The organism is Geodermatophilus sp. SYSU D00779, assembly GCF_054050595.1.
Window position 1 is genome coordinate 1 of record NZ_JBJGZQ010000044.1, and the last position, 26,468, is coordinate 26,468.

Sequence of the window (26,468 nt, forward strand, 5' to 3'; positions counted from 1 at the left end):
CCCCCCCCCCCCCCCCCCCGCCCCGCCCCCCCCCCCCCCCCCCCCCCCCCCCCCCCCCCCCCCCCCCCCCCCCCCCCCCCCCGCCCGGTCCCGGAGCGGGGCCTCGTTCAGCCCAGGGCCGGGGCGAGCACCTGGTCGACGACGTAGACGGTGGCGTTCGCCGTCTGCACGTTGCCGCAGATGACCGAGGCCGGGGTGCCGGTCACGGTCCGGGCGACGGTGAAGCTCTCGCCGGAGCCCTCGATGGTGACCTCGTCACCGCCCAGGGTGGCGTGCGTGCCGGCCAGCTCGTCGGGGGCCAGCCGGCCCTCGATGACGTGGTGGCTCAGGATCGCGGTCAGCCGGGCGTCGTCGGCCAGCACCGCCCGCAGGGCGTCCGGCGGGACGGCCTCGAAGGCCGGGTTCGCCGGGGCGATCACGGTGACGTCCTGGGCGCTGTTGAGAGTGTCCACCAGGTTGGCCTGCACGACGACCTGGACCAGCGTCGACAGCACCGGGTTGTTGCTGGCGGCGGTGGCGACCGGGTCGTCGGTCATGCCGGCGAAGGAGCCCTCCCCGTCGGCCAGGACGGCGGCGCAGCCCTCGCCGAAGGGCTCCGCGGACGACGTGCCGCTGTCGCTGGGCGCCGACGAGCTGCCGCCCATGGCGTCCTCGCTGGCGCTGCTGGCCGCGCCGCCCGCGCTGCCAGCGGCGTCGGACGCGGTGTCCTCGGCGCCGCAGGCGGTGATGCTCAGCGCGAGGGCCGAGACACCGGCCAGCAGGGCGGTGCGGGTGAGGGTGCGCTCCACGTGGATCTCCTTGGTCGTCGTGCTCGGGCCCTGGCCCTGTCCCGGGGAGCGGGGCGGGGCCGCGCCTGCAGCCGGGGCGCCGGTGGTCCTGCCGTCCGAGGAGCGGCAGACCAGCTGGTCGGAGCCGGACTGGATGCCGGTCTCGCGGAGGGGTGCCCCAGGGGGATCCCGAGCCAGCGCGCGGTACCGGCCAGCCGGCCTGATCTGCGGCACCGTGATCGAGGTGTCGACCCGGTGGAACTCGCGGTTCGAGGTGGACAGCGGCGTCCGGCCCTGGACCTGCGGGGCGAGGTCGGCACCGACGGGCAGCGGCGCGGCCGGGGACGCCGGCGCCGGGAGGACGAGGTCGGCGCGCGCACCGTCGACGTCGGAGCGGCGCAGCAGCAGCCGACCCGCGCCGCCGGTGACGACGGCGGCACCGGCGGCGGCACCACTGGTGAGGAAGAACCGGCGGCGGTCGAGGCCGACACCCTTGCGGTCGCCGGAACCGAGGGCGGACCGCAGGCGCTCGGGGAGCGGGGCCTCGTCGTCGGACGGGTGTCCGTGGTGCCGGTGGCCGGCACGGTGAGCGGGGCCTGCAGCGCGACGGTGCCCACGAGGGCGCCGACGAGGGCCGGCAGCGTGTCGAGGGGGCCGCCCGCGGGGCCGGTGACCGCCGCGGCGGGTCTGCTCGGTGGTGGTCACGACCGGTCTTCGGGACAGTCGCGCTACGGGTGCACTTCCTCCGGTGATGGTTCCGCAACGAGCTGTCAGCGCAGTCCGGCCTGCCGGCGGGCGGCCATCGCCCGGTACCACTCGTTCGCCGGCGGCCGCGTCAGCAGCACGATCCCCACGACGACCAGGAGTGTCTGGAACACCGCCAGGGCGGTGAGGAAGCCGGTGTCCGGCTGCGCCAGGGAGGACAGCCCGCCCAGGATGGTGAAGGCACCCAGCACGAAGAGCACGATGCGGGCCCAGTTGTGGCCCTTCCACGCGAAGGAGATGAACAGCACCCGGAGTGCCGCGTGGACCAGCCCGAAGACCAGGATGCCCACCGCCAGCGTCCCCACGGTGTCCTCGGAGAACTCGATGCCGGTGCCGGCCAGCTGCTCGTCGGCGATCGTGTCGAAGCTGACGAAGCCGACCACGGCCCCCACCAGGCCCAGGAGCATCTGGGCCACATAGGCACCGAGACCGAAGCGGACCGCGTCGGGTCGCGGCGGCGCTTCGTGCGGGAGCCTCTGGCCAGGCGCCGACGGGGCGCCTGGCCAGCCGTATGGCGGCTGCCCCTGCCAGCCTCGCTGCGGGTCGTCCCACCCCTGCTGCGGGGGCTGCCAGCCCGGGGGCGCCGGGCTCTGCCAGCCCTGCTGAGGCGGCGGCGGGCTCTGCCAGCCCTGCACCGGCGGCGTCTGCCAGCCGGGTGGGCCCTGCGGGGGCTGTCCCTGCTGGGGGTCCTGGCCGCCCTGCCCTGACGTCATCACTCGCTCCCTGGTCGTTCCTCGGGTGTCCCGCCCGAGGATCACGGACCCTCCGGGGCCGGGCCAGTGCCGGTGGGGGATCGAGACCGGATCGATGACACCGCGGTCCTCCGGACCGCACCGCGGCCAGGTGCCGCCCCCGTGTCGCGGAGAGCCCATCCCGTCCTCCGTCGGGGACCTCCCGGGCCTCCGCTCCTCAGGACACCGCGCTGCCCGACGTCCCCGTGACGCGCTGGGGCCCGCCGCCCCGGGTGGGACGACGGGCCCCTGGTGAGGGTCTGGAACGGCCACCCTCCCGGGGCCCGCGCCGAGCGTGCGGGGCGTGGGGGAAGGGTGGTCCTTCGTCAGCCGCGGCGGACGGTCAGGCCCTCCTCGGCGAGGTCCTCCGGGGCGTCGACGACCACCTCGTCGCCGTCCCGGATGTCACCCGCCAGCAGCGCCTTGGCCAGCTGGTCGCCGATCGCCGACTGCACCAGCCGGCGCAGCGGGCGGGCGCCGTAGACCGGGTCGAACCCGTTGAGCGCCAGCCACTCGCGCGCGGCGTCGGTGACCCGCAGCGTGAGCCGGCGGGCCGCCAGCCGGCGGGCGAGCACGCCGACCTGGATGTCGACGATGCCGGCCAGCTCCTCGCTGCCGAGGGCGTGGAAGACCACGACGTCGTCCAGCCGGTTGAGGAACTCCGGCTTGAAGTGCTGCCGGACCACCTCCATGACCGCCGACCGGCGCCGCTCCTCGTCGACCGACTGGTCGGCGATCAGGTGCGAGCCGAGGTTCGACGTCAGGATCAGGATGGTGTTCCGGAAGTCCACCGTGCGGCCCTGGCCGTCGGTCAGCCGGCCGTCGTCGAGCACCTGGAGCAGCACGTCGAAGACGTCCTGGTGGGCCTTCTCGACCTCGTCGAACAGCACGACGGTGTAGGGCCGCCGCCGCACCGCCTCGGTGAGCTGGCCGCCGGACTCGTAGCCGACGTAGCCGGGCGGGGCGCCGACCAGCCGGGCCACCGAGTGCTTCTCGGAGTACTCGCTCATGTCGATGCGGACCATCGCCCGCTCGTCGTCGAACAGGAACTCCGCCAGCGCCTTGGCCAGCTCGGTCTTGCCGACACCGGTCGGGCCGAGGAACAGGAAGGACCCGGTGGGCCGGTTCGGGTCGGCGACGCCGGAGCGCGCCCGGCGCACGGCGTCGGAGACGGCACGGACGGCGTCGGGCTGGCCCACGACGCGCCGGCCGAGCTCCTCCTCCATCCGCAGCAGCTTCTGGGTCTCCCCCTCGAGCAGCCGCCCGGCGGGGATGCCGGTCCAGGCCTGGACGACCTCGGCGATGTCGTCGGGGCCGACCTCCTCCTTGAGCATGGAGTCGGTGCCCGCGACCGAGGCCTCGGCGTCGGCCAGCGCCTTCTCCAGCTGGGGCAGCCGGCCGTAGCGCAGCTCGGCGACCTTGGCCAGCTCGCCGTCGCGCTCGGCCCGCTCGGCCTCCAGGCGGGCCCGCTCCAGCTCCTCCTTGATCTGCTGGATGCGGACGATCGCGCTCTTGTCCTGCTGCCACCGGGCGGTCAGCTCGTCGAGCTGCTGGCGCTTGTCGGCCAGGTCCGCGCGCAGCGCGGCCAGCCGCTCCTGGGAGGACGGGTCGTCCTCCTTGGACAGCGCCATCTCCTCGATCTCCAGCCGGCGGACGGCGCGCTCGACCTCGTCGACCTCGACCGGCCGGCTGTCGATCTCCATCCGCAGCCGGCTGGCGGCCTCGTCGACCAGGTCGATCGCCTTGTCCGGCAGGAACCGGGCGGTGACGTAGCGGTCCGACAGGGTGGCGGCCGCGACGATGGCCGCGTCGGTGATCCGGACGCCGTGGTGGACCTCGTAGCGCTCCTTGAGGCCGCGCAGGATGCCGATGGTGTCCTCGACCGAGGGCTCGCCGACGAAGACCTGCTGGAAGCGGCGCTCCAGGGCCGGGTCCTTCTCGATGTGCTCCCGGTACTCGTCGAGCGTGGTCGCGCCGACCATGCGCAGCTCACCGCGGGCCAGCATCGGCTTGATCATGTTGCCGGCGTCCATGGCCGAGTCGCCGGTGGCTCCGGCGCCGACGATGGTGTGCAGCTCGTCGATGAAGGTGATGACCTCGCCCTCGGACTCGGCGATCTCCTGCAGGACGGCCTTGAGCCGCTCCTCGAACTCGCCGCGGTACTTGGCGCCGGCGACCATGCTGGCCAGGTCGAGCGCCATCAGCCGCTTGCCCTTGAGGCTCTCCGGGACGTCGCCGGCGACGATGCGCTGGGCCAGGCCCTCCACGATCGCCGTCTTGCCGACGCCGGGCTCACCGATCAGCACCGGGTTGTTCTTGGTGCGGCGGGAGAGCACCTGCACGACGCGGCGGATCTCGGTGTCGCGGCCGACGACCGGGTCGATCTTGCCCTCGCGGGCCCGCTCGGTGAGGTCGACGGCGTACTTCTCCAGGGCCTGGAAGGTGCTCTCCGGGTCGGCGGTGGTGACCTTCCGGTTGCCGCGCACGGTGCGGAAGGCCGCCAGCAGCGCGTCCCGGGTCGCGCCGGCGCTCGTGAGCACCGCCGCCGCCTCGCCGTCGGCGCTCGCCAGGCCCACCAGCAGGTGCTCGGTGGACACGAACTCGTCGCCCAGCGCGCTGGCCTGCTCCCCGGCGGCGTTGAGCACCCGGAGCAGCTCCCGGGACGGGGAGGGGGCGGGCACGGTCGCTCCGCTCACGCTCGGCATCCGTCGCAGCGCGGCGTCGGTCTTGGCCCGGACGTCGGCGACGTCGGCTCCCACGGCCTTGAGCAGCGGGCCGGCGATGCCGTCGGCCTGCTCGAGCAGCGCGGCGAGCAGGTGCAGGGGCTCGAGCGCGGCCTGGCCGCGATCCACCGCGAGCCGCTGGGCGGCCGTGATCGCCTCCTGCGAACGGGTGGTCAGCTTGCTCTGCATGGTCTGTGGGATCGGTCCTCTCAGGAAGGGCCGGGCGAGCCGGCCGGGGGCTGTCGGGGAGTCCAACGACGCACGAGTTGAGTGTGTTCCGCTCAACCTGACTGCGTCCATCCCGCGCAGGACAGGCGTGCGACCCGGCGAAGTGCGGCACGGCCAGCGCAATCCCGGGTACCCGCGGTGACCGGGGGCCCTAGAATCTGGAGGATGACGCGTCTGCCGCCCCCGAGCGCGGTCCTCGAGGACCAGCTGTGCTTCGCGCTCTACGCCGCCTCCCGGGCGATGACCGCGCGCTACCGGCCCCTGCTCGACGCCGTCGGGCTCACCTACCCCCAGTACCTGGTGATGATGCTGCTGTGGGAGGAGGACAACCAGACCGTCGGGCAACTGGGCGCCCGCCTCTCCCTCGACAGCGGCACGCTCTCCCCGCTGCTCAAGCGGCTCACCACCGCCGGCCTGGTCACCCGCCACCGCCGCGTGGAGGACGAGCGCTCGGTCGCCATCGCGCTGACCGACGCCGGCCGGGCGCTGCGGGACAAGGCCGGCGCGATCTCCGAGGAGATCATCTGCGCGCTCGACCTCGACCGCGAGGAGTTCGCCGACCTGAAGGCGAAGCTGCACCTGGTCACCGAGCGGGTCACGACCAACTGACCCGACGACGGGTTGCCCACGACGGACCGGGGTAGCGCACCCGCGACACACCAGTCCCGAGGAGGAGGACCCATGCCCACCCGTACCGCCCGCACCGCCTGGAACGGCACCCTGCAGGAGGGCTCCGGTCAGGTCGAGCTGTCCAGCTCGAAGGTCGGCACCTACGAGGTGTCGTTCCCGAAGCGCGCGGCCGAGGAGGCCGACGGCACGACCAGCCCCGAGGAGCTCATCGCGGCGGCGCACTCGTCGTGCTTCGCGATGGCCCTGTCCAACGAGATCGCCAAGGCCGGCGGCACCCCCCAGTCCCTGGAGGTCTCCGCGGACGTCACGCTGGGCCAGAAGGACGGCGGCCCGCACATCACGAAGATCGCGATCACCGTCCGCGGTGAGGTCGAGGGGCTCGACGCCGCGGGGTTCGAGCAGGCCGCCCAGGCGGCCAAGGCCGGCTGCCCGGTGAGCAAGGCGCTGGCCGGCGTCGACGAGATCAGCCTGGACGCCGCCCTGGAGCAGTAGGAGGACCTCCTCCCCACGGCCCCGTCCCGAGGCTCGCCCCGAGCATGCGGGAGGGGTGAGGAGGACGGGGTCCTCCTGGAGGGGGCCGTTCCCGTTGGTCAGCGGGGCGGCGGCACGAGCACCGACCAGCCGTGCCGCCGCACCCGCCAGGTCCGCGCCTGGACACCCTCCTCGACCTCGCCGTCCGCATCGAGGTCGACCGGCCCCCCGGTGACCGACACCTGACGGCCGCGCACCACCAGGACGTCGGGCCGGTCGACGTGCTCGCCGCTCGTGAGCGCCGCCGCGAAGGCGGCGCGGGCCACCGGACCGGTCGCGATCGAGACCACCACGTCGGCCAGCCCGTCGTCCGGCTCGGCCCGCGGGGCCAGCGGCGTCCCGCCGCCGATGGAGCGGCCCGTGCAGACGCCGAGCATCAGCACGTCACAGGTGCCGTCGGCCGCCCACCCCTCCGACGGGTGCGTCGCCACCCGGCCGTCGACCTCCACCCGCAGCGGCCAGCCGGGGCTGCTGACGCCGGCCACCGCCGCACCCACCGGGTAGGCGGCGACGCCGAGCCGCTCCTTCAGCCGGTCGGCCTGCGCGCCGGCCCGCGCCCCCACGCCCGCGTGCACCGCGTTGACCACCAGGCCACCGGCGTCGTCGTCGAGCAGGTCCAGCGGCCGGGGCCGCCCGGCGAGGACGGCGGCCGCCCCCGCGTCCGGTTCCAGCGGCAGGCCCAGGGTCCGTGCGAGGTCGTTGCCGGTGCCCCGGGCGACGATGCCGACCGGCTCGGCCGGGTCGAGGCCGCCCACCCGGTCCAGTGCCCGCGCGACGGCGTGCACCGAGCCGTCCCCGCCGAGCACCACGACCCGGCGTCCGTCCCGGGCGGCGACCGCGGCGTCCAGCTCGGCCGCCGACGCGGTCGCGACCACCTCGGTGTCGGCTGCGGCGCGCAGCGTCCGCACCGCCGCCTCGACCGCGTCGTCCTCCGCCGTGCCCGCGGCCCGGTTGACCACCAGCAGCAGTCGAGGCGTCCCGTTCACCGCCGCACCGTAGCCCGCGGCCGGCAGGGGGTCCTCTCTCAGGCGGACTCGGTGCGCAGCCGCTCGCCGCCGCTCTCGGTCCGCAGGGCCACCTCGCGGATGGAGAGGATGGCCACCACCGCGACCACCGCCACCGCGGCGGAGACGGCGAAGATGCGCCCGGTGGCGTCGCCGTAGGCCGCCGCGATCAGCGCCCGGACGGCCGGCGGCGCGTCGGCCAGGTCGGCCAGCCCCGCTCCGCCGGCGCCCTGCGCGGCACCGGGCACGCCGGCCAGGCCCTGGCGGATCAGCTCGCTGACGCGGGAGTCGAGCACCGCGCCGAGGACGGCGACGCCGATGGTGCCGCCGAGGCTGCGGAAGAAGGCGACCGCCGAGCTCGCCGCACCCAGGTCGCGGGCGGCGACGGTGTTCTGCACGGCGAGCACCAGGTTCTGCATCGTCATGCCGATGCCCACACCGAGGACGAACAGGAAGGCGCCGAGCAGCACCATGTCCGTCTCGTGGTCGATCGTGCCGAGCAGCGCGAAGCCGAGGACGACGAGCAGCGACCCCGCGACGAGGTAGCCCTTCCACCGCCCGGATCGGGTGATGAGGATGCCCGACACCGTCGAGGAGAGCAGCAGCCCGCCGACCATCGGCAGCGTCAGCAGGCCGGCCGCGGTCGGCGAGTAGCCGCGGGAGATCTGCAGGTACTGGCCGAGGAAGACCGACGAGCCGAACATCGCCACACCGATCGCGATGCTGGCCAGGATCGACAGCGTCGTCGTCCGGTCGCGGAAGAGCCGCAGCGGGACGACCGGCTCGGCCGCACGCAGCTCGGTGACGACGAACGCGACCACCGCCAGCAGCCCGCCGCCGACGAACAGCGCCGTCTCGAGGGACGCCCAGGCGAAGGTGTCGCCGGCCAGGGTCACCCAGATGAGCAGCGCGGAGACACCGGCGGTGAGGAAGGCCGCACCCAGGTAGTCGATGCGGACGTCGCGCCTGGTCACCGGCAGGTGCAGCGTGCGCTGCAGCAGCACCAGGGCGACGACGGCGAACGGCACGCCGACGTAGAAGCACCACCGCCAGCCCAGCCAGCTGGTGTCGACGAGCAGGCCGCCGATGAGCGGGCCGCCGACCGTGGCCACCGCCATGACCGCGCCGATGAGACCGGAGTACCGACCGCGCTCGCGGGGGCTGATCATCGCGGCCATCGCGATCTGCATCAGCGCCTGGATGCCGCCGAGGCCGAGGCCCTGCAGCACCCGCCAGGCGATCAGCGTCTCGACCGACTGGGCCAGGCCCGCCAGCATCGAGCCGACGATGAACACCACGATCGAGACCTGGATCAGCAGCTTCTTGCTGTAGAGGTCGGAGAGCTTGCCCCAGATCGGGGTCGACGCGGTCGAGGCCAGCAGCGTCGCGGTGACCACCCAGGTGTACTGGCCCTGCGTGCCCCGCAGCTCGGTGATGATCGTCGGCAGGGCGTTGGAGACGACGGTCGAGGACAGGAACGCCACGAACATCGCCAGCAACATCCCGGACAGCGCCGAGAGGATCTGCCGGTGGGTCATCCGCCCCCGCTGCTCGACGGGGGCGGTGTCGCCGAGGGGGATGCCGGCAGGCGCCGAGGTGGGCACGGCCGCGGTGCGGTCGTCGTGGGTGGTGGTGGCCACGGTTCTCCTGGTCTGCCGGGTGCGGGCGGGAGGCGGTGCGAGGGGGGCGCGGGTCACGCGGCGGCGGGCGCCCGCTCGAGGTCGGCCGCGAGCCGCTCCAGCAGCCCGGACAGCAACCGCGCGTCGTCCTCGCCCCAGCCGGCCAGCGCGGTACCGGCCCACTGGGCGCGCAGCGCACGGGTGACGGCCAGGGCCCGGGCGCCCTCGTCGGTGAGGCGCATGAGGCTGGCGCGGCCGTCGTGCGGGTCGGGGCGGCGCTCGACGTAGCCGGACCGCTCGAGGGCCGCCAGCTGCCGGCTGGCGACGGAGACGTCGACGCCGACCCGCGCCGCCAGGGCGCTGCAGCGCTGTTCGCCGTCCTGCTCCAGGGGCACGAGCAGCGCCCAGCCGAACGAGGGCAGGTCGCCGTACAGGGAGTCCGCGGCACGGACGCTCAGGTGACGGCCGCTGCGGATGACACGGGCCAGGCCGGAGGTCAGCCGGTCACGGGTCTCGGGGGTGATGGGCACGTCGCCGTCCTCGACAGGGGGTACTTGCCTCGTGCAACCATACGGATGTTTGGTTGCTGTAGGCAACTTGTGGCCCTGTGAAGGCGGCCACCCTCAGCGGCCGAGCCGGTCGACGCCCCAGCCGAGCTCGGAGGCCAGCGCGGCCGCCGCGGACTGCAGCAGGGGCACCACCCGGGGCACGGCGTCGAGCCCCAGCCGACCGGCCGGACCGGAGACGGAGATCGCCCCGGCCGCGGAGCCGCCGGGCACGGGCACCGCGACGCACCGGACGCCGGCCTCCTGCTCGCCGTCGTCGAGGGCGTAGCCCTGCTCGGCGATGCCCGGCAGCTGGGCCAGCAGCTCGTCGGGGTCGGTCACCGTGCGGTCGGTGCGCGCCGGCATGCCGCCCTGCACGAGCAGCCGGCGCGCCGTCTCCGGCGGCATCTGGGCCAGCAGCACCTTGCCCACGCCGGTGCAGTGCAGGTGCACCCGCCGGCCGACCTCGGTGAACATCCGCATCGAGTGCCGGGAGGGCACCTGGGCGGCGTAGACGACCCGGTCGCCGTCGAGCATCGCCATGTTGGCGGTCTCACCGATGGTGTCGACGAGCCGGGAGAGGTGCGGCTGGGCCCACGTGGCCAGCACCCGCGACGAGCACTCCCCCAGGTGGATCAGCCGAGGACCCAGCACGTAGCGCCGCGACGGCAGCTGGCGCACGTAGCCGCGGGCCACCAGCGTGCGCACCAGCCGGTGGATGGTCGACACCGCCAGGCCGCTGTCGGCGGCCAGCCGGCTGATCGCGACCTCGCCGTCGGCGTCGGCCATGAGCTCGAGCAGGAGGAAGGCGCGGTCCAGCGACTGCACGCCGTCCACGGTCCCGTCAGCGGCCACGGTCCCTCTCCCCTCGTTCCGCCCGTTCGGGTTCCGGACCATGGGCACCTCGGGTTGAAAAGCGTGATGGGTCCCACTACTTTTCCATTAAACAGACAACGCGTTCCACGATGCGGAACAAGAGTACTCCGACCTCCCGCTCAGCGGAACGGGTCGGCGCCCCAGCACAGCGACTCCAGGGAGAACCATGAGCACCATCGCCGGCGTGGACGGTCTCGAGATCACCGGCCCGATCGAGGACCGGTTCGACGAGATCCTCACCCCCCGGGCGCTCGAGCTCGTCGCCCTCCTCCACCGCGAGCTCAACGGGCGCCGGCTCGAGCGCCTCGCGGCCCGGCAGGAGCGGGTGCGCGCCCTGGCCGACGGCGCCAGCCTGGGCTTCCTCGAGGAGACCCGGTCGATCCGCGAGGACGACTCCTGGCAGGTGGCCCACCCCGCGCCCGGCCTGGTCGACCGCCGGGTCGAGATGACCGGCCCCACCGACCGGAAGATGACGATCAACGCGCTGAACTCCGGCGCGAAGTGCTGGCTGGCCGACCAGGAGGACGCGAACTCCCCGCTGTGGACCAACGTGGTCAACGGCCCGCTGAACCTGATGGACTCGATCGACGGCACGCTGGAGTTCACCAGCCCGGAGGGCAAGGAGTACCGCGTCCGCGACGACGTGGAGCTGCCCACGATCATCGTGCGCCCGCGCGGCTGGCACCTCCCCGAGAAGCACATCACCGTCGACGGCGAGCAGACCTCCGGCAGCCTGGTCGACTTCGCGCTGTACCTGGCCAGCTGCGGCCAGAAGCAGATCGACCGCGGCCAGGGTCCGTACTTCTACCTGCCGAAGATGGAGAGCCACCTCGAGGCGCGGCTCTGGAACGACGCCTTCAACCTGGCGCAGGACCACCTGGGCATCCCGCGCGGCACCATCCGCGCGACGGTCCTCATCGAGACCTACCCCGCCGCGTTCGAGATGGAGGAGATCCTCTACGAGCTGCGCGAGCACTCCGCCGGCCTCAACGCCGGCCGCTGGGACTACATGTTCAGCGTCGTCAAGACCTTCCGGACCCGCGGTGAGGACTTCCTCCTCCCCGACCGCAACTCCGTGACGATGACCGTCCCGTTCATGCGCGCCTACACCGAGCTGCTGGTCCGCACCTGCCACAAGCGCGGCGCGCACGCCATCGGCGGCATGGCCGCGTTCATCCCCTCCAAGGACCCGGCGGTCAACGAGCAGGCCTTCGCCAAGGTGCGGGCCGACAAGGAGCGCGAGGCCAACGACGGCTTCGACGGCTCCTGGGTGGCCCACCCGGGCATGGTCGAGCTCTGCAAGGAGGTCTTCACCGCCGTCCTCGGCGAGCGCCCCAACCAGATCGACAAGAAGCGCGAGGACGTGCAGGTCACGGCCGAGCAGCTGCTCGACGTCCGCTCCACCCCCGGTGAGATCACCGAGGGGGGCCTGCGCAGCAACATCAGCGTCGGCATCCAGTACATCGAGTCGTGGCTGCGGGGCTCCGGCGCCGTCGGCATCAACAACCTCATGGAGGACGCCGCCACCGCCGAGATCTCCCGCAGCCAGGTCTGGCAGTGGCTGCACAACGGGGTGCAGCTGTCGAACGGCGAGACGGTCACCCGCGAGCTGGTGGAGCGGATCACCGACGAGGAGATGAAGGCCATCGCCGAGGCCCGCGGCGACTCCTTCGCCTCCGGCCGCTGGGACGACGCCCGCGCGCTGTTCCTGGAGATGGCGGTGTCCGACGAGTACTCCGACTTCCTGACCCTGCCGGCCTACGAGCGCATGCCGTGACCGGCGCCCCACCGACCCACCGAGCGGATGTCGTGAGGACGCCATGACCGCCATCGCCGAGCCAGTTCTCTCCGACCGCACCACAGCCCTGGCCGAGCGGCTGCGGACCGCGGTCGGCACCGAGCGGGTGCTCACCGACCGCACGCAGGTGCGCACGTACGAGTGCGACGGGTTGGCCAACTTCAAGGTCACCCCGGCGATCGTGGTGCTGGCCGAGAGCCGGCAGCACGTCGTCGACACGGTGCGGCTGTGCTCCGAGGCCGGCGTCCCCTTCGTGGCGCGCGGCTCGGGCACGGGCCTGTCCGGTGGCGCGCTGCCCAGCGCCGACGGCGTCCTGCTCGTGCTGTCGCGGCTGCGCAAGCTGTCCCCGGTGGACGCGGACAACCGCCAGGTCACCGTCGAGCCCGGGGTCATCAACCTCTGGGTCACCCGCGACGCGGCGCCCCACGACCTGGCCTACGCGCCCGACCCGTCGTCCCAGCTGGTCTGCTCGATCGGCGGGAACGTGGCCGAGAACGCCGGGGGCGCCCACTGCCTGAAGTACGGCTTCACGGTCAACCACGTCCTCGGCGCCGAGGTCGTGCTGCCGGACGGCGAGGTCGTGCACCTCGGCGGGCGCGCGCCCGAGCACCCCGGCTACGACCTGCTGGGTGCGTTCATCGGCAGCGAGGGCACCCTCGGTGTGGCCACCGAGCTGACCCTGCGGTTGATCCGGGTGCCGGAGGCCGTGCAGACCATGCTGGTGGGCTACTCCTCGGTCGAGGACGCGGCCGGCACGGTCAGCGACATCATCGCGGCCGGGATCCTGCCGGCCGCCGTCGAGATGATGGACGCGCTGGCCATCGAGGCAGCCGAGGCCGCGGTGAGCTGCGGGTACCCCGAGGGCGCGGTGGCGGTGCTGGTCATCGAGCTCGACGGCCCGCAGGTCGAGGTCGAGGCCCAGTTCCGGCAGGTCGAGGAGATCGCCCGGGCCCGCAACGCCTTCGAGATCCGCATCGCGGCCGACGACGCGGAGCGGGCGCTGATGTGGAAGGGCCGCAAGTCGGCGTTCGCCGCGGTCGGCCGGATCAGCCCGAGCTACTTCGTGCAGGACGGCGTCATCCCGCGCACGAAGCTCCCCGAGGTGCTCGCCGAGATCGACCGCATGGCCGACGAGCGGGGCCTGCGGGTGGCCAACGTGTTCCACGCCGGCGACGGCAACCTGCACCCGCTGGTGCTGTTCGACGACGCGGTCGAGGGCCAGGCCCACGAGGCCGAGGAGCTGGCCGGCGCCATCCTCGAGCTCTGCGTCACCTCCGGTGGCTCGATCACCGGCGAGCACGGGGTGGGCAGCGAGAAGCGCATGAAGATGGCCACGCAGTTCACCGCCGAGGACCTCGACACCATGCAGCTGCTGCGGTGCGCCTTCGACCCCGACGGCATCGCCAACCCGGGCAAGGTCTTCCCGACCCCGCGGTTGTGCGGCGAGCGGCCCGGCGTCCGGAAGGGCGAGCACCCGGTGCAGGCAGCCGGCCTGGGCGAGGTCTTCTGATGACCGCCGTCACCGACACCCGTCGAGCCGGCGGCCCCGACGACGCGGTCGGTGGCGTGGTCCCGCGTGACGTGGTGCGGCCCACCACGGTCGACCAGGTCGCCGAGGTCGTGAGGGCCGCGGCCGCCGACGGGCGCACCGTCGTCCCGGTCGGCGGGCGCAGCAAGCTGACCTGGGCTCCGCCGCCGGAGTCCTGCGACCTCCTGCTGGACCTCACCGGCCTGGACCGGGTCGTCGAGCACGTGGCGGGCGACCTCACCGTCGTCGCCGAGGCCGGGGTGCGCCTGGCCGACCTGCAGGCGCAGGTCGGCCGGGCCGGCCAGCTGCTCGGCCTGGACCCGCCCGAGGACGGCGCCACGCTGGGCGGCGTGGTGAGCGCGAACGCGTCGGGGCCGCGCCGGCTGCGGTACGGCACCACGCGCGACCTGCTCATCGGCATCGCCGTCGTCCTCGCCGACGGCACCGTGGCGCACGCGGGCGGCAAGGTCGTCAAGAACGTCGCCGGGTACGACCTCGGCAAGCTGTTCACCGGCGCCCACGGGACGCTCGGCGTCGTGGTCTCCACCACGTGGCGGCTGCACCCGGTGCCGCCGGCGCGCCGGGTGGTCACGCTCGAGCTGCCGGACACCGCGGCTGCCGGTCCCCTGTCGGTCGCACTGGCCCGCTCGACGCTCACCCCCTCGGCCGTGGAGCTGATCGCCGCGGCCGACGGCACCGCACGACTGGTCGTGCTGTTCGAGTCCATCGCGGAGTCGGTGGCCGGGCAGGCCCGGGCGGCCGTCGCCCTGCTCGGCGGCGGCGAGGAGTCCGAGGACCTGCCGGAGGACTTCGGCCGGCGGCCCGGCGGTGCGGACGACGTGCTGCTGCGGCTGGCCTACGCGCCGGCATCGCTCTCGGCGGTGCTGGGCGCGCTCCCCGCCGGGACGGCGGTGGCCGCGCACGCCGCCACGGGCGTGTCCTACGCGGCCGTCCCGGCCGGGGAGGCGGCCGAGGCGCTGCCCCGGCTGCGTGCCGCGATCGCCCCGCACGACGGGACCGCGGTGGTCCTGCGTGCCCCCGACGCCGTCCGCGAGCGCCTGGACCACTGGGGTCCGGTCGGCGACTCGCTGGACCTGATGCGGCGGGTCAAGGAGAGGTTCGACCCCGAGCGGCGGATGTCGCCGGGCCGGTTCGTCGGAGGGTTGTAGATGACGGAGATCACGCCGGGCAGTCACGACCGGGGCGACTCGCCCCCGCCCGGGTCCCCCGGCGCGTCGCCGAACGTCGGCCCGGTGCGCGACTCGGTCGCCGACCTGCCGCCCGACTCGCCGACCGGCGCGGTCCGGGGGGCCGACGAGGCGCCGGCCGCGGTGGTCGGGGCGCGCCGTCCGCTCGACATCGGCCAGGACATCGACCTGCCGGCCGGCACCGGGGCCGCCACCGTGGGCACCCCGACCCTGCTCGGCGTGCCGACGACGCGGCAGGCCGTGCAGCCGGCCTTCGACGAGCACCACCCGCCGGACCCGGCACTCATCGGCGACTGCGTGCACTGCGGGTTCTGCCTGCCCACCTGCCCCACGTACGTGCTCTGGGGCGAGGAGATGGACAGCCCCCGCGGACGCATCTACCTCATGAAGGAGGCGCTGGAGGGCGAGCCGCTCGACGACTCGATGGTCCGCCACTTCGACCAGTGCCTCGGCTGCATGGCCTGCGTGACGGCCTGCCCGTCCGGCGTCCAGTACGACAAGCTCATCGAGGCCACCCGCCCGCAGATCGAGCGGCGGTACCGGCGGTCGCGGGCGGAGAAGTTCTACCGCGACCTCATCTACAACCTGTTCCCCTACCCGCGGCGGCTGCGTGCGCTGCGCGGGCCGCTGCGCGCCTACCAGGCCAGCCGGCTCGGCAGCCTGCTGACCCGCACCGGCCTGATGAGCAAGCTGCCGGGCCCGCTGATGGCCATGGAGTCGCTGGCGCCCAAGCTCGGCCCGGTGGAGCGCGTCCCCGAGCGGACGCCGGCCGTCGGCCAGCGGCGGGCGGTCGTCGGGCTGCTGGGCGGCTGCGTGCAGGGGACCTTCTTCCCCGACGTGAACGCCGCGACCGTGCGGGTCCTGGCGGCCGAGGGCTGCGACGTCATCGTGCCGCGGGGCCAGGGCTGCTGCGGGGCCCTGCCCGGCCACGGCGGCCGGGAGGAGCAGGCCCTCGGCTTCGCCAAGCGGACGATCGAGACCTTCGAGCGGGCCGGGGTCGACTACGTCGTCGTCAACGCCGCCGGGTGCGGCTCCAACATCAAGGAGTACGGCCACCAGCTGCGCGACGAGCCGGAGTGGGCCGAGCGCGCCGAGGCGCTGGCGAAGAAGTCCCGGGACATCAGCGAGTTCATCGTCGAGCTGGGCCCGGTCGCCGAGCGGCACCCGCTGCCCATGACCGTGGCCTACCAGGACGCGTGCCACCTGGCCCACGCGCAGGGCATCCGCGAGGAGCCGCGGAAGGTGCTGCGCGGGATCCCGGGCGTGGAGCTCAGGCAGCTCACCGAGGCCGAGCTGTGCTGCGGCAGCGCCGGCACCTACAACATGCTGCAGCCGGAACCGGCCCGGGAGCTCGGCGAGCGCAAGGCGGCCGCCGTCCTCGCCACCGGGGCGGACCTGATGGTGACCGCCAACCCCGGTTGCTGGATGCAGGTCGCGACCACGCTGGCCCGCATGGGCAAGCGGATGCCGGTCGCGCACACGGTGCAGGTGCTGGACGCCTCGATCCGCGGGGTGCCCGTCGAGGAGCTGCTCGACCGGGCGCTCAACGGCCCCGGCACCGCCCTGGCCCGGCCCGTCGCCACGGACGGGTGACCCGCGCGCGTCCTCCCTCGCGCTGCTCCACACTGAACCGCCCCACGTCCCCCCACCCAGCCTCGCGCCCTCACCGCCGAGGGAAGGAGCCCCGTTGTTCGAGCAGGTCGTCGACCCCGTCGGTGGGTCACTCGCACTGAGCGCGCTGGTGGCAGCGATACCGCTGCTCACCCTGTTCGTGCTCCTCGGTGCGCTCAAGGTCAAGGCGTGGATGGCCGGGCTGATCTCCCTGGCCGTCGCGATCGTCCTGGCCATCGTGGCGTTCCGGATGCCGGTCGGGCAGGCCGTCCTGTCGGCGTCCGAGGGCGCCGCCTTCGGCTTCTTCCCGATCCTGTGGATCGTCATCAACGCGATCTGGGTCTACAACCTCACCGTCGCCACCGGGCACTTCGACGTGCTGCGGCGCTCGTTCGAGAAGGTCAGCCCCGACCAGCGGATCCAGGCGATCATCATCGCCTTCTGCTTCGGCGCCCTCCTCGAGGCGCTGGCCGGTTTCGGGACCCCGGTCGCCATCAGCGTCGTCATGCTCATGGCGCTGGGCTTCCAGCCGATGAAGGCCGCGGCGGTGGCGCTGATCGCCAACACCGCCCCGGTCGCCTTCGGCGCGCTGGCCACGCCGATCGTGACGCTGGCCACGGTGACCTCCGGCGTCAGCGACGACGCCCGGCTCACCGTCGACACCCTGGGTGCCATGGCCGGCCGGCAGACGCCGATCCTGGCCGCGTTCGTGCCCCTGGTGCTGGTCTTCGTCGTCGACGGCAAGCGCGGGCTGCGCGACACCTGGCGCGAGGCGCTGGTCGGCGGTGTGGCGTTCGGCGTCGCCCAGTTCGTCGCCGCGAACTACATCTCGGTGCCGCTGACCGACATCATCGCCGCGCTCGTCGCCGCGGCCGCCGTCGTCGCGGTCGTCCGCATGCGCAAGGCCGCCTACGAGCCGGTCACCGCGGCCACCGTGGCCGGGGGCAGCGGCGCCGACACCGTGGCCGCCGGGTCCGGCGGCACCCGCGGCCGGGGCGGGGTCGGCGCGACCGCCGGCGAGCAGCTCGGCGACGCCCCGGGCGACCAGGCCCCGCGCGACCCGCACGCCCCGGCCGCCGGGACGAACGCACCCGTGATCCCCGACACCCGGGCCGAGGTCGTCAAGGCCTACGCCCCGTACGGGATCATCATCGTCATCTTCGCGCTGGCCAACCTCGGCCCGGTGAAGGCGGCGCTGGCCCAGGCGCCGTGGACGACGTCCTTCGCCTGGCCGGGCCTGAACGTGTTCGCGGCCGGCTCGGACACCGAGCTGTCCTCGACGACGTTCTCGTTCAACTGGTTCCCGGCCGCCGGCACCCTGATGATCTTCGCCGGCCTGCTCACCATGCTGGTCCTGCGGATCTCCCCCGGGCGGGCGCTGAAGGCCTACGTCGACACCTACCGCGAGCTGAAGTGGGCCATCGTCACCGTCATGGCGGTGCTCGCGCTGGCCTACGTGCTCAACCAGTCCGGCATGACCAGCCACCTCGGCCGGCTGCTGGCCGAGACCGGCGGCTTCTTCGCCTTCCTCTCCCCCATCCTGGGCTGGATCGGCGTCGCGGTGACCGGCTCGGACACCTCCGCCAACGCGCTGTTCGGCGCGCTGCAGGTGCAGGCGGCGACCAACGCCGGTCTCGACCCGGTGCTGCTGGCCGCGGCCAACTCCTCCGGCGGCGTCATGGGCAAGATGGTCAGCCCGCAGAACCTGGCCATCGCGGCCGCGGCGGTCGGCATGGCCGGTCGGGAGGGTGAGCTGTTCCGGAAGGTGTTCGGCTGGAGCATGCTGCTCCTGCTGCTCATGTGCCTGATCGTGGTCCTGCAGGCCTCCCCGGTGCTGGGCTGGATGGTCCCGGGTTCGTGATCTGACCCGCTGACACGACAGCGCCCCCGTACCCGGCCGGGTACGGGGGCGCTGTCGTCCGCGGTTCCGTCCGGGGCACCGCCCTGAGCTCGCGGAGGGTGGGAGGACGAGGTCCTCCGTTCAGCCGTCCTCGGCCTCGCGGGCCTCGCCGAGCCGGTTCAGCCGGGCCAGGAGCTCGCCGAGCGTGGCGACGTCCTCGGTCGGCCAGTCCGCGAGGTCGGCCTCCCAGCGGGCCCGCCGGGCGTCCCGGATGCGGGACAGCCGGGCGGCACCCTCCGGGGAGGTGCTGAGCACCTGGGCGCGGCCGTCGGCCGGGTCGGCCTCGCGGGTCACCAGGCCCAGCGCGACCAGCGTGGAGACCTGGCGGCTGACCGTGCTCTTGTCCAGGCCCAGCCGGGCCACCAGGTCACTGGCGCGCAGCGGGCCGGCGTCCTGCAGCAGCGCCAGGAGCCCGTAGGCGGCGCCGTCCAGGTCGGGGTGCAGCTCCCGGGACAGGCGGGCGGAGATGGCCCGGGAGCGGCGCAGCAGCAGGCCGATCTCCCGCTCCACCCGCACGTAGGCCTCGTGCGTGTCCACCTGGATCACCGTTCGTCCCGGGGCCGCCACACGACCAGCGCCGAGGTGGAGGGTCGCAGCGGCACCAGGTCGCGGCCGTAGCCGGCGCGGACGGCGGACTCGGCGGCGATCGCCCGGCTCTCCGCGAGCTCCACCTCGGTGATCAGCTCCTGGACCCGCTGCCGCAGTGCCTCGACCTGCGACTCCAGGTCGATGATCCGCTTGATGCCGGCCAGGTTGACGCCGTCCTCCTGCGACAGCCGCTGCACCTCGCGGAGCAGCGCGACGTCGCGCGGGCTGTACCGCCGGCCGCCGCCGCGGGTCCGGCCGGGGCTGACCAGCCCCAGCCGGTCGTACTGGCGCAGCGTCTGCGCGTGCATGCCGGCCAGCTCCGCGGCGACCGAGATGACGAAGACCGGCGCGTCCTCGGCGACTGCACGCCCCGCGTCGGCCTGCCCGCGGGCACCGTCGGTCGGGAGACTCACCGCGCACCTCCCTGCTGCACCGCGGCCGTGATCCGCGGCCGCGGGTCGCCGAGCTCGGCCTCGAGCACCTTGACGGCGTCCTCCGCGGCGGGCGTGAGCCGCTTCGGCACCGCCACCTCGACGGTCACGAGCAGGTCACCGGACCGGCCCTTGCCGGGGACACCGCGCCCGCGGACCCGCAGCGTCTGGCCGCTCGCCGTCCCCGGGGGGACCTTGAGTGTGACGTTGCCGTCGAGCGTGGGCACGGTCAGCGTCGCGCCGAGGGTGGCCTCGGCGAAGGTGATCGGCACGGTGAGCGTGAGGTCGTCGCCCTTGCGGCCGAACAGCTCGTGCTCGGAGACGTGGACGACGACGAACAGGTCACCGGCCGGGCCGCCCCGCCGTCCGGGGGCGCCCTTGCCGGCCAGCCGGATGCGCTGGCCGTCCTTGACGCCGGCCGGGATCCGCACGGTGATCGTGCGGGTCTGGTTGGTGACGCCGTTGCCCGCGCAGGTCGGGCAGGGGTCGTCGACGACCTGGCCGGTGCCGCGGCAGTTGCGGCACGGCTCGGAGAAGGCGAACGCCCCCTGGCTGCGGCTGGTCACCCCGGCGCCCTGGCACACCGGGCAGGTGTGCGGTGAGGTGCCGGGCCGCGCGCCGCTGCCGTGGCAGGTCGGGCAGGTGCCCGGGCTCTGCATCCGCAGCGGCACGGTCACGCCGAGGACGGCCTCCTCGAACGAGAGGGTCGCCTCGGTCTCGACGTCCTGGCCGCGGGCCGGGCCGGACGCGGCCTGGCTGCGGGCCCGCGCCGAGCCGGCACCGGCCCCGCCGCCGCCGAAGAGGCCCCCGAACAGGTCACCGAGCCCGCCGGCACCGCCGGCGCGCCCGCCGGTGGCGGCGCCGAAGAGGTCGCCGAGGTCGAACGGCTGGCCGCCGCCCGCCCCACCGGGGAACCCGCCGGGGAAGCCGGCCCGCGCGCCCGCCCCTCCGGCCCCGAACAGCCGACGGGCCTCGTCGTACTCGGCCCGCCGCTTGGGGTCGGAGAGGACGTCGTAGGCCTCGGAGACCTCCTTGAACCGGGCCTCCGCGTCCGCGTTGCCCGGGTTCTTGTCCGGGTGCAGGTCGCGCGCCAGCTGGCGGTAGGCCTTCTTGATGGCCGCCGCGTCGGCGTCCTGGGCGACGCCCAGAGCGGCGTAGTAGTCCTTCTCGATGAAGTCCCGGGTGCTCATCGGGCGCCCCCTCTCCGGCTCAGTCGGCCGCCGGGCCCTCGCCCGGCTGCGCGGGGGCGGTCCCGTCGGTCGTGCCCTCGGCGGGCGTGGCCGCGACCGGGTGCTCCGGGTCGGTGACCGCGACCATCGCCGTCCGCAGCACCCGGTCGCCGCGGCGGAAACCCTGCCGCAGCACCGTCGTCGCGGTCGGGACGTCGACCTCGGTCGAGGTGTCGTGGATGACGGCCTCGTGCAGCGACGGGTCGAACGGGTCGCCCGCCTTGCCGAAGGCCTCCACGCCCAGCCCGTCCAGCAGGCCGAGGATCCGGTCGGCCACCGACTTGAACCCGCCGGTCAGCTCGCCGTGGTCCCGGGCCCGCTCGATGTCGTCGACGATCGGGAACAGCTGGGTGGCGAACCGCTCCGCGGCCTGGTCCACCACGAGCTGACGGTCCCGGTCCACCCGCCGCCGGTAGTTCGCGTACTCGGCGGTGACCCGCTGGAGGTCCTCGGTCCGTTCCGCCAGCTGGCGGGACAGGTCGTCGTCCACCACCGTCGGCTGTCCGCCGTCGGCGGTGGCCTCGTGCTCGCTCATTCGCTCCCCTGCTGGGTGTACGCCCGGGCGGGCGCCGGCCGGCTGCTCACCGGCCGGCACCCGCACGGTGCCGCTGGTCGGGTCGATGCGCCGCTTGTCGCGGATGACGACCCGCGGCTCCTCTTCCCTGTCCGTCATCGGCGGTCGTTGTCCTCGTCGATGATCTCGGCGTCGACCACGTCGTCGTCCGACGCGGTGGCACCGGTCGCACCACCGGGCGTGCCGGCGTCACCGGCGGCACCGGCACCCGTCGCGCCGGCGGCCCCCGCCTCGGCCTGCTGGGCGTAGAGCGCCCCGCCGACCTCCTGGGAGACGCGGGCGACCTTCTCCTGGGCCGCCTTGATCGCCGCGATGTCCGAGCCACCGAGAGCCGAGCGCAGCTCGGTGAGGGCCTCGCCGAGCTCCTCCTTCTTGTCGGCCGGGATCTTGTCACCGTTCTCGGCCAGGAACTTCTCGGTCTGGTACTGCAGCGACTCGGCGAGGTTGCGGGTCTCGGCCTCCTCGCGGCGGCGCTTGTCCTCCTCGGCGTGCGCCTCGGCGTCCTTCATCATCCGCTCGATGTCCTCCTTGGGGAGGGCCGAGCCACCGGTGATGGTCATCGACTGCTCCTTGCCCGTGCCGAGGTCCTTGGCGGACACGTGCACGATGCCGTTCGCGTCGATGTCGAAGGCCACCTCGATCTGCGGGACGCCACGCGGCGCCGGCGGCAGACCGGTCAGCTCGAACATGCCGAGCTTCTTGTTGTAGGCCGCCATCTCGCGCTCGCCCTGGAAGACCTGGATCTGCACGGACGGCTGGTTGTCGTCGGCCGTCGTGAAGATCTCCGAGCGCTTGGTCGGGATCGTGGTGTTGCGCTCGATGAGCTTGGTCATGATCCCGCCCTTGGTCTCGATGCCCAGGGACAGCGGGGTGACGTCCAGCAGCAGGACGTCCTTGACCTCACCGCGCAGGACGCCGGCCTGCAGGGCGGCGCCGATGGCGACGACCTCGTCGGGGTTGACGCCCTTGTTGGGCTCCTTGCCCCCGGTCAGCTCGCGCACCAGGTCGGTGACGGCCGGCATGCGGGTCGAGCCACCCACCAGGACGACGTGGTCGATCTGGCCGACGGAGATGCCGGCGTCGCGGATCGCCTGGTTGAACGGCGCGCGGGTGCGGTCGAGCAGGTCCTGGGTCAGCCGCTGGAACTCGGCACGGGTGATCGTGACGTCCAGGTGCAGCGGGCCCTCGGCGCCGGCGGTGATGTAGGGCAGGTTGACGTTGGTCGACTGCGCGCCGGACAGCTCGATCTTGGCCTTCTCGGCGGCCTCGCGGAGCCGCTGCATGGCCAGCTTGTCCTTCGACAGGTCGATGCCGCTCTGGGCGTTGAACGTCTGCACCAGGTGCTTGACGACCCGCTCGTCCCAGTCGTCGCCACCGAGGTGGTTGTCACCGGCGGTGGCCTTCACCTCGATGACGCCCTCGCCGATCTCCAGCAGCGAGACGTCGAAGGTGCCACCACCGAGGTCGAAGACGAGGATCGTCTGCTCGGTCTCCCCCTTGTCCAGGCCGTAGGCCAGCGCGGCCGCGGTCGGCTCGTTGACGATGCGCAGGACGTTGAGGCCCGCGATCTCGCCGGCCTCCTTGGTGGCCTGGCGCTGCGCGTCCTCGAAGTAGGCCGGGACGGTGATGACCGCGTCGGTCACCGGCTCGCCCAGGTAGGTCTCGGCGTCCCGCTTCAGCTTCTGCAGGATGCGGGCGCTGATCTCCTGCGGGGTGTAGCGCTTGCCGTCGATCTCCGGCGACTTCCAGTCGGTGCCCATGTGGCGCTTGACCGACCGGATGGTGCGGTCGACGTTGGTGACCGCCTGGTTCTTCGCCGACTGGCCGACGAGGACCTCGCCGTTCTTGGCGAACGCGACGACCGACGGCGTGGTGCGCGAGCCCTCGGAGTTGGCGATGACCGTCGGCTCGCCGCCCTCGAGGACGGTGACGACGGAGTTGGTGGTGCCGAGGTCGATACCGACCGCTCGAGCCATGGAGCTGGCCTCTCTTCCGTGTGTTCCGGGGTGGTACTGGTCCGTGTGGGGAGTCGGTGTCCGCCTTGCGCGGGGTCCACTCAACTTTCCTGCCCACCCTAACGGCACCCCCGCCGGGAGTGTTCCCGGGTGTCGCGACCTCTTCACCACCTCCTCCGCCGGGTCGCGTTCGTCACCGGTGACCAGCTCGGCTGGTCGTCCCGGGTCCCAGCTCGCGACCGGAGCTGAGCCAGGACACCGACGGGACGTCGGGCCGACCGCCACGACGGCACGGACCCGCGGACGGCGGGAAGGCGGCGTGGCCCGGTCAACGGCCTGGCCAGCAGAGAGGCGAGGCGGGTGCTCACCCGCTCCCACGCGGGCCCCAGATCGGCCCGGACGACCCGCAGCACCCGGACGTCGAGGTCCCGCAGGCGGTCCTCGCGGCGCTTCTCCCCCCGGAGCACCCGCGCCGGCGAGCGGCCGCCCCGAGGCACCTCGTACTCGACCAGCCCGTCGACCTCCACCGCGACGTGCCGCGACGATCAGCCGAGCTGATCGTCGGGGGTCCGCGGACACCGGGCGCTCAGGCACCGCGGCAATGTGGTTACCGGCGAGTAGCCTGTGCGGCCGACAGCTATCGTCCGACGCGCGCGGGCGCAGGTGCCCGCGCGCGGTCCGCTCGACGGCGGCGAGTCCACCCGCCGTCGTGGCGGGCGGGGGATCAACCGACGCCTCCAGGCGTCCGGGAGGGATTTCGATGGGCCCCTTGCAGATCGTCCTGGGGACGATCAGCGTCATCTTCCTGATCGTGTCGGTGGTGTTCGCCTACCGGGCGGTCCGGGCCATGGTCCGCATCATCAGGACCGGCCAGCCGGACAGCACCCGCACCCGGCCGGTCGGTCCGCGGCTGAAGACGCTGGTCGTGGAGTCGCTCGGCCACACCCGGATGCTCAAGTGGTCGTCGATCGGCATCGCCCACTGGTTCGTGTTCCTGGGCTTCTACGGCCTGTTCCTCACCCTCGTCGAGGCCTTCGGCGAGGTCTGGGACCCGGCCTTCCACCTGCCCCTGATCGGCGAGTGGGGCCTGTGGAACCTGTTCGTCGACGTCATCGGCACGGGCACGGTGCTCGGCATCCTGTACCTGATCGTCCGGCGCCAGCTCGACCACCCGCGCCGCCAGGGGCGCCAGAGCCGCTTCGCCGGCTCGAACGAGGGCCGCGGCTACTTCGTCGAGGCGATCGTCCTCATCGTCGGCGTCTGCATCCTGAGCATCCGCGCGGCCAAGATCTCGGCCGGCCTGGTCGACGCCCCGACCTGGTCGCACCCGGTCTCCAGCGCGCTGTCCGCCCTGTTCCCGGCCAACCCCGACCTGGTCAGCGTCATCGCCTTCGTCAAGATCGTGGCCTCGCTGGTCTGGCTGGTCGTGGTCTCCCGGCTGCTCAACATGGGCGTCGCGTGGCACCGGTTCAGCGCGTTCTTCAACATCTACTTCAAGCGCGAGCCGGACGGCGCCCCCGCGCTGGGCCCGCTGCAGCCGATGACCTCCGGCGGCAAGCCGATCGACTTCGAGGACCCCGACGAGGACGCCGTCTTCGGCCGCGGCAAGATCGAGGACTTCACCTGGAAGGGGATGCTCGACTTCACCACCTGCACCGAGTGCGGGCGGTGCCAGAGCCAGTGCCCGGCGTGGAACACGGGCAAGCCGCTCAGCCCCAAGATGGTGATCATGGACCTGCGGGACCACCTGTACGCCAAGGCCCCGTACCTGCTGGGTGAGAAGACCGCGAGCGAGACCGCGCCGGACTACGACGTCCTCAAGCCCAGCGACGAGCAGGTCTGGGCGTCGGGCTACGCCCGCATCGAGGGCACCAACGACGCGCAGGCCCACCGCCCGCTCGTCGGCACCCTCGAGGAGGGCGGGGTCATCGACCCCGACGTGCTGTGGAGCTGCACCAACTGCGGCGCCTGCGTCGAGCAGTGCCCGGTCGACATCGAGCACGTCGACCACATCGACGACATGCGCCGCTACCAGGTGCTCATCGAGTCGAACTTCCCCTCCGAGGCCGGCGTGATGCTGCGCAACCTGGAGAACCGCGGCAACCCCTGGGGCGTGAGCCCGAGCACCCGCGAGGACTGGATCAAGGAGATGGACTTCGAGGTGCGGATGGCCGACGGCCCGCTGCCCCACGAGGTCGAGTACCTGTTCTGGGTCGGCTGCGCCGGCGCCATCGACGACCGCGCCAAGAAGGTCACCAAGGCCGTCGCGGAGCTGCTGCACACCGCCGGCGTCGAGTTCGCCGTCCTGGGCTCCGGGGAGACCTGCTCCGGTGACCCGGCCCGCCGCATGGGCAACGAGTTCGTCTTCCAGATGATGGCCCAGGAGAACGTCGAGACCCTCAACGGCGTCTTCGAGGGCCGCGTGCCGGGCATGCGCAAGATCGTCACCACCTGCCCGCACTGCTTCAACTCGCTGGGTCGGGAGTACCCGCAGGTCGGCGGCGAGTACGAGGTCGTCCACCACACCCAGCTGCTCAACCAGCTGGTGGCCGACGGCCGGCTGACCCCGGTCACGCCGGTCGACCGCAAGGTCACCTACCACGACCCGTGCTTCCTCGGCCGGCACAACAAGGTCTACACGCCGCCGCGGGAGATCCTCGAGTCCGTCCAGGGCCTGTCCACCCAGGAGATGCACCGCTGCAAGGACCGCGGCTTCTGCTGCGGCGCCGGCGGCGCCCGCATGTGGATGGAGGAGAAGATCGGCAAGCGGATCAACATGGAGCGCACCGAGGAGGCGCTCGACCTCGATCCGGACGTCATCTCCACCGCCTGCCCGTTCTGCATCACGATGCTCAGCGACGCGCTGACGACGAAGAAGCAGAACGGCGAGGCCGGCGAGCACGTCGAGGTCCTCGACGTCAGCCAGATCCTGCTGCGCTCGCTCGCCCCGGTCGGCACGCCGGGCACCGAGCACGGCGCCGACGTCGGCACGAAGGGCGACGACGTGGCCGGCACCGGCTCCGCGGCGACGGAGCACGGCGCGCAGTAGGGGAAGGACCTCCCACCCCCGCCGCTCGCAGGCTCGCGGCGGGGCCCTGCAGGAGGGTCGTTCCAGTACGTCACCAGGCCCGCTGCCGGGCCCGGCAGCGGGCCGGACCACCCCCACCACGGCGCGTCTCCCCACCCGCGCCCCCCCGCCCTCCTCCAACCCCCGCCGGTCCCCCGCC

General features: G+C 73.5%; 20 protein-coding genes. 8 read left to right on the plus strand and 12 right to left on the minus strand.

What is annotated here, in order from left to right:
* Positions 1-107: 107 nt before the first annotated feature.
* From ACI79G_RS23425 to clpB, 3 genes are all read right to left on the minus strand, one after another.
* Positions 108-1,472, minus strand: a complete 1,365-nt coding sequence (locus ACI79G_RS23425) for a fasciclin domain-containing protein (protein ID WP_456883438.1) — start codon at positions 1,470-1,472, stop codon at positions 108-110.
* 65 nt (positions 1,473-1,537) lie between these two features.
* A complete protein-coding gene (locus ACI79G_RS23430; RefSeq protein ID WP_456883439.1) occupies positions 1,538-1,948 on the minus strand; it encodes a hypothetical protein in 411 nt (136 codons plus the stop codon).
* Between the two features lie 641 nt (positions 1,949-2,589).
* The gene (gene clpB / locus ACI79G_RS23435) at positions 2,590-5,175 is read right to left on the minus strand and encodes an ATP-dependent chaperone ClpB (RefSeq protein ID WP_456883440.1); all 2,586 of its coding nucleotides are present in this window, start codon (positions 5,173-5,175) and stop codon (positions 2,590-2,592) included.
* A gap of 204 nt (positions 5,176-5,379) precedes the next feature.
* On the opposite strand from clpB, the gene ACI79G_RS23440 reads away from it, so the two are divergent.
* On the plus strand, positions 5,380-5,823 hold the full coding sequence (locus ACI79G_RS23440; RefSeq protein ID WP_091221859.1) for a MarR family winged helix-turn-helix transcriptional regulator: 444 nt from the start codon (positions 5,380-5,382) through the stop codon (positions 5,821-5,823).
* A gap of 72 nt (positions 5,824-5,895) precedes the next feature.
* Complete coding sequence (locus ACI79G_RS23445; RefSeq protein WP_456883441.1) at positions 5,896-6,336, plus strand: OsmC family peroxiredoxin; 441 nt, start codon at positions 5,896-5,898, stop codon at positions 6,334-6,336.
* Positions 6,337-6,434: 98 nt separating this feature from the next.
* Here the strand turns inward: ACI79G_RS23445 and ACI79G_RS23450 are convergent, their stop codons facing one another.
* The 4 genes from ACI79G_RS23450 to ACI79G_RS23465 form a co-directional block, all read right to left on the minus strand.
* On the minus strand, positions 6,435-7,361 hold the full coding sequence (locus ACI79G_RS23450) for a diacylglycerol/lipid kinase family protein (protein WP_456883442.1): 927 nt from the start codon (positions 7,359-7,361) through the stop codon (positions 6,435-6,437).
* A 38-nt stretch (positions 7,362-7,399) separates the two neighbouring features.
* Entirely contained in the window at positions 7,400-9,019 is a 1,620-nt protein-coding gene (locus ACI79G_RS23455) for an MDR family MFS transporter (protein WP_456883443.1), read from the minus strand.
* Between the two features lie 53 nt (positions 9,020-9,072).
* The gene (locus tag ACI79G_RS23460) at positions 9,073-9,528 is read right to left on the minus strand and encodes a MarR family winged helix-turn-helix transcriptional regulator (RefSeq protein WP_456883444.1); all 456 of its coding nucleotides are present in this window, start codon (positions 9,526-9,528) and stop codon (positions 9,073-9,075) included.
* Between the two features lie 93 nt (positions 9,529-9,621).
* Entirely contained in the window at positions 9,622-10,398 is a 777-nt protein-coding gene (locus ACI79G_RS23465; protein WP_456883445.1) for an IclR family transcriptional regulator, read from the minus strand.
* 187 nt (positions 10,399-10,585) lie between these two features.
* Between ACI79G_RS23465 and aceB the strand changes: the two genes are divergently transcribed.
* From aceB to ACI79G_RS23490, 5 genes are all read left to right on the plus strand, one after another.
* Positions 10,586-12,196, plus strand: a complete 1,611-nt coding sequence (gene aceB / locus ACI79G_RS23470; RefSeq protein ID WP_456883446.1) for a malate synthase A — start codon at positions 10,586-10,588, stop codon at positions 12,194-12,196.
* 43 nt (positions 12,197-12,239) lie between these two features.
* Positions 12,240-13,727, plus strand: coding sequence for an FAD-linked oxidase C-terminal domain-containing protein (locus tag ACI79G_RS23475; protein WP_456883447.1), 1,488 nt, complete (start codon positions 12,240-12,242; stop codon positions 13,725-13,727).
* Positions 13,727-14,914 (plus strand): FAD-binding oxidoreductase, encoded by a 1,188-nt coding sequence (locus ACI79G_RS23480; RefSeq protein WP_456883448.1) that lies wholly within the window; start codon positions 13,727-13,729, stop codon positions 14,912-14,914. Before ACI79G_RS23475 ends, ACI79G_RS23480 begins: the two co-directional genes overlap by 1 nt.
* Positions 14,915-14,998: 84 nt before the next feature.
* Positions 14,999-16,546, plus strand: a complete 1,548-nt coding sequence (locus ACI79G_RS23485; protein ID WP_456883449.1) for a (Fe-S)-binding protein — start codon at positions 14,999-15,001, stop codon at positions 16,544-16,546.
* 94 nt (positions 16,547-16,640) lie between these two features.
* Entirely contained in the window at positions 16,641-18,425 is a 1,785-nt protein-coding gene (locus ACI79G_RS23490; RefSeq protein ID WP_456883450.1) for an L-lactate permease, read from the plus strand.
* A 120-nt stretch (positions 18,426-18,545) separates the two neighbouring features.
* Here the strand turns inward: ACI79G_RS23490 and ACI79G_RS23495 are convergent, their stop codons facing one another.
* Genes ACI79G_RS23495 through dnaK form a run of 5 tightly spaced genes read right to left on the minus strand, consistent with a single transcriptional unit; the run spans position 18,546 to position 23,262 of the window.
* Entirely contained in the window at positions 18,546-19,001 is a 456-nt protein-coding gene (locus tag ACI79G_RS23495) for a MarR family winged helix-turn-helix transcriptional regulator (RefSeq protein WP_456883451.1), read from the minus strand.
* 5 nt (positions 19,002-19,006) lie between these two features.
* On the minus strand, positions 19,007-19,465 hold the full coding sequence (locus ACI79G_RS23500) for a heat shock protein transcriptional repressor HspR (protein ID WP_456883452.1): 459 nt from the start codon (positions 19,463-19,465) through the stop codon (positions 19,007-19,009).
* The gene (gene dnaJ / locus ACI79G_RS23505) at positions 19,462-20,673 is read right to left on the minus strand and encodes a molecular chaperone DnaJ (RefSeq protein ID WP_456883453.1); all 1,212 of its coding nucleotides are present in this window, start codon (positions 20,671-20,673) and stop codon (positions 19,462-19,464) included. Before dnaJ ends, ACI79G_RS23500 begins: the two co-directional genes overlap by 4 nt.
* Positions 20,674-20,692: 19 nt before the next feature.
* On the minus strand, positions 20,693-21,385 hold the full coding sequence (grpE, locus tag ACI79G_RS23510) for a nucleotide exchange factor GrpE (RefSeq protein ID WP_456883454.1): 693 nt from the start codon (positions 21,383-21,385) through the stop codon (positions 20,693-20,695).
* Positions 21,382-23,262: a molecular chaperone DnaK gene (gene dnaK, locus ACI79G_RS23515; protein WP_456883455.1), complete on the minus strand. Its 1,881-nt coding sequence runs from the start codon at positions 23,260-23,262 to the stop codon at positions 21,382-21,384. Before dnaK ends, grpE begins: the two co-directional genes overlap by 4 nt.
* A gap of 739 nt (positions 23,263-24,001) precedes the next feature.
* On the opposite strand from dnaK, the gene ACI79G_RS23520 reads away from it, so the two are divergent.
* Complete coding sequence (locus tag ACI79G_RS23520) at positions 24,002-26,290, plus strand: heterodisulfide reductase-related iron-sulfur binding cluster (protein WP_456883456.1); 2,289 nt, start codon at positions 24,002-24,004, stop codon at positions 26,288-26,290.
* Positions 26,291-26,468 lie beyond the last annotated feature (178 nt).

What these genes read in the sequence shown, in the direction of transcription:
- dnaJ (WP_456883453.1), bottom strand. Translation starts at nt 20,673, where the DNA reads ATGAGCACCCGGGACTTCATCGAGAAGGACTACTACGCCGCTCTGGGC.
- ACI79G_RS23475 (WP_456883447.1), top strand. Translation starts at nt 12,240, where the DNA reads ATGACCGCCATCGCCGAGCCAGTTCTCTCCGACCGCACCACAGCCCTG.
- ACI79G_RS23520 (WP_456883456.1), top strand. Translation starts at nt 24,002, where the DNA reads ATGGGCCCCTTGCAGATCGTCCTGGGGACGATCAGCGTCATCTTCCTG.
- dnaK (WP_456883455.1), bottom strand. Translation starts at nt 23,262, where the DNA reads ATGGCTCGAGCGGTCGGTATCGACCTCGGCACCACCAACTCCGTCGTC.
- grpE (WP_456883454.1), bottom strand. Translation starts at nt 21,385, where the DNA reads ATGACGGACAGGGAAGAGGAGCCGCGGGTCGTCATCCGCGACAAGCGG.
- ACI79G_RS23480 (WP_456883448.1), top strand. Translation starts at nt 13,727, where the DNA reads ATGACCGCCGTCACCGACACCCGTCGAGCCGGCGGCCCCGACGACGCG.
- aceB (WP_456883446.1), top strand. Translation starts at nt 10,586, where the DNA reads ATGAGCACCATCGCCGGCGTGGACGGTCTCGAGATCACCGGCCCGATC.
- ACI79G_RS23440 (WP_091221859.1), top strand. Translation starts at nt 5,380, where the DNA reads ATGACGCGTCTGCCGCCCCCGAGCGCGGTCCTCGAGGACCAGCTGTGC.
- ACI79G_RS23445 (WP_456883441.1), top strand. Translation starts at nt 5,896, where the DNA reads ATGCCCACCCGTACCGCCCGCACCGCCTGGAACGGCACCCTGCAGGAG.
- clpB (WP_456883440.1), bottom strand. Translation starts at nt 5,175, where the DNA reads ATGCAGAGCAAGCTGACCACCCGTTCGCAGGAGGCGATCACGGCCGCC.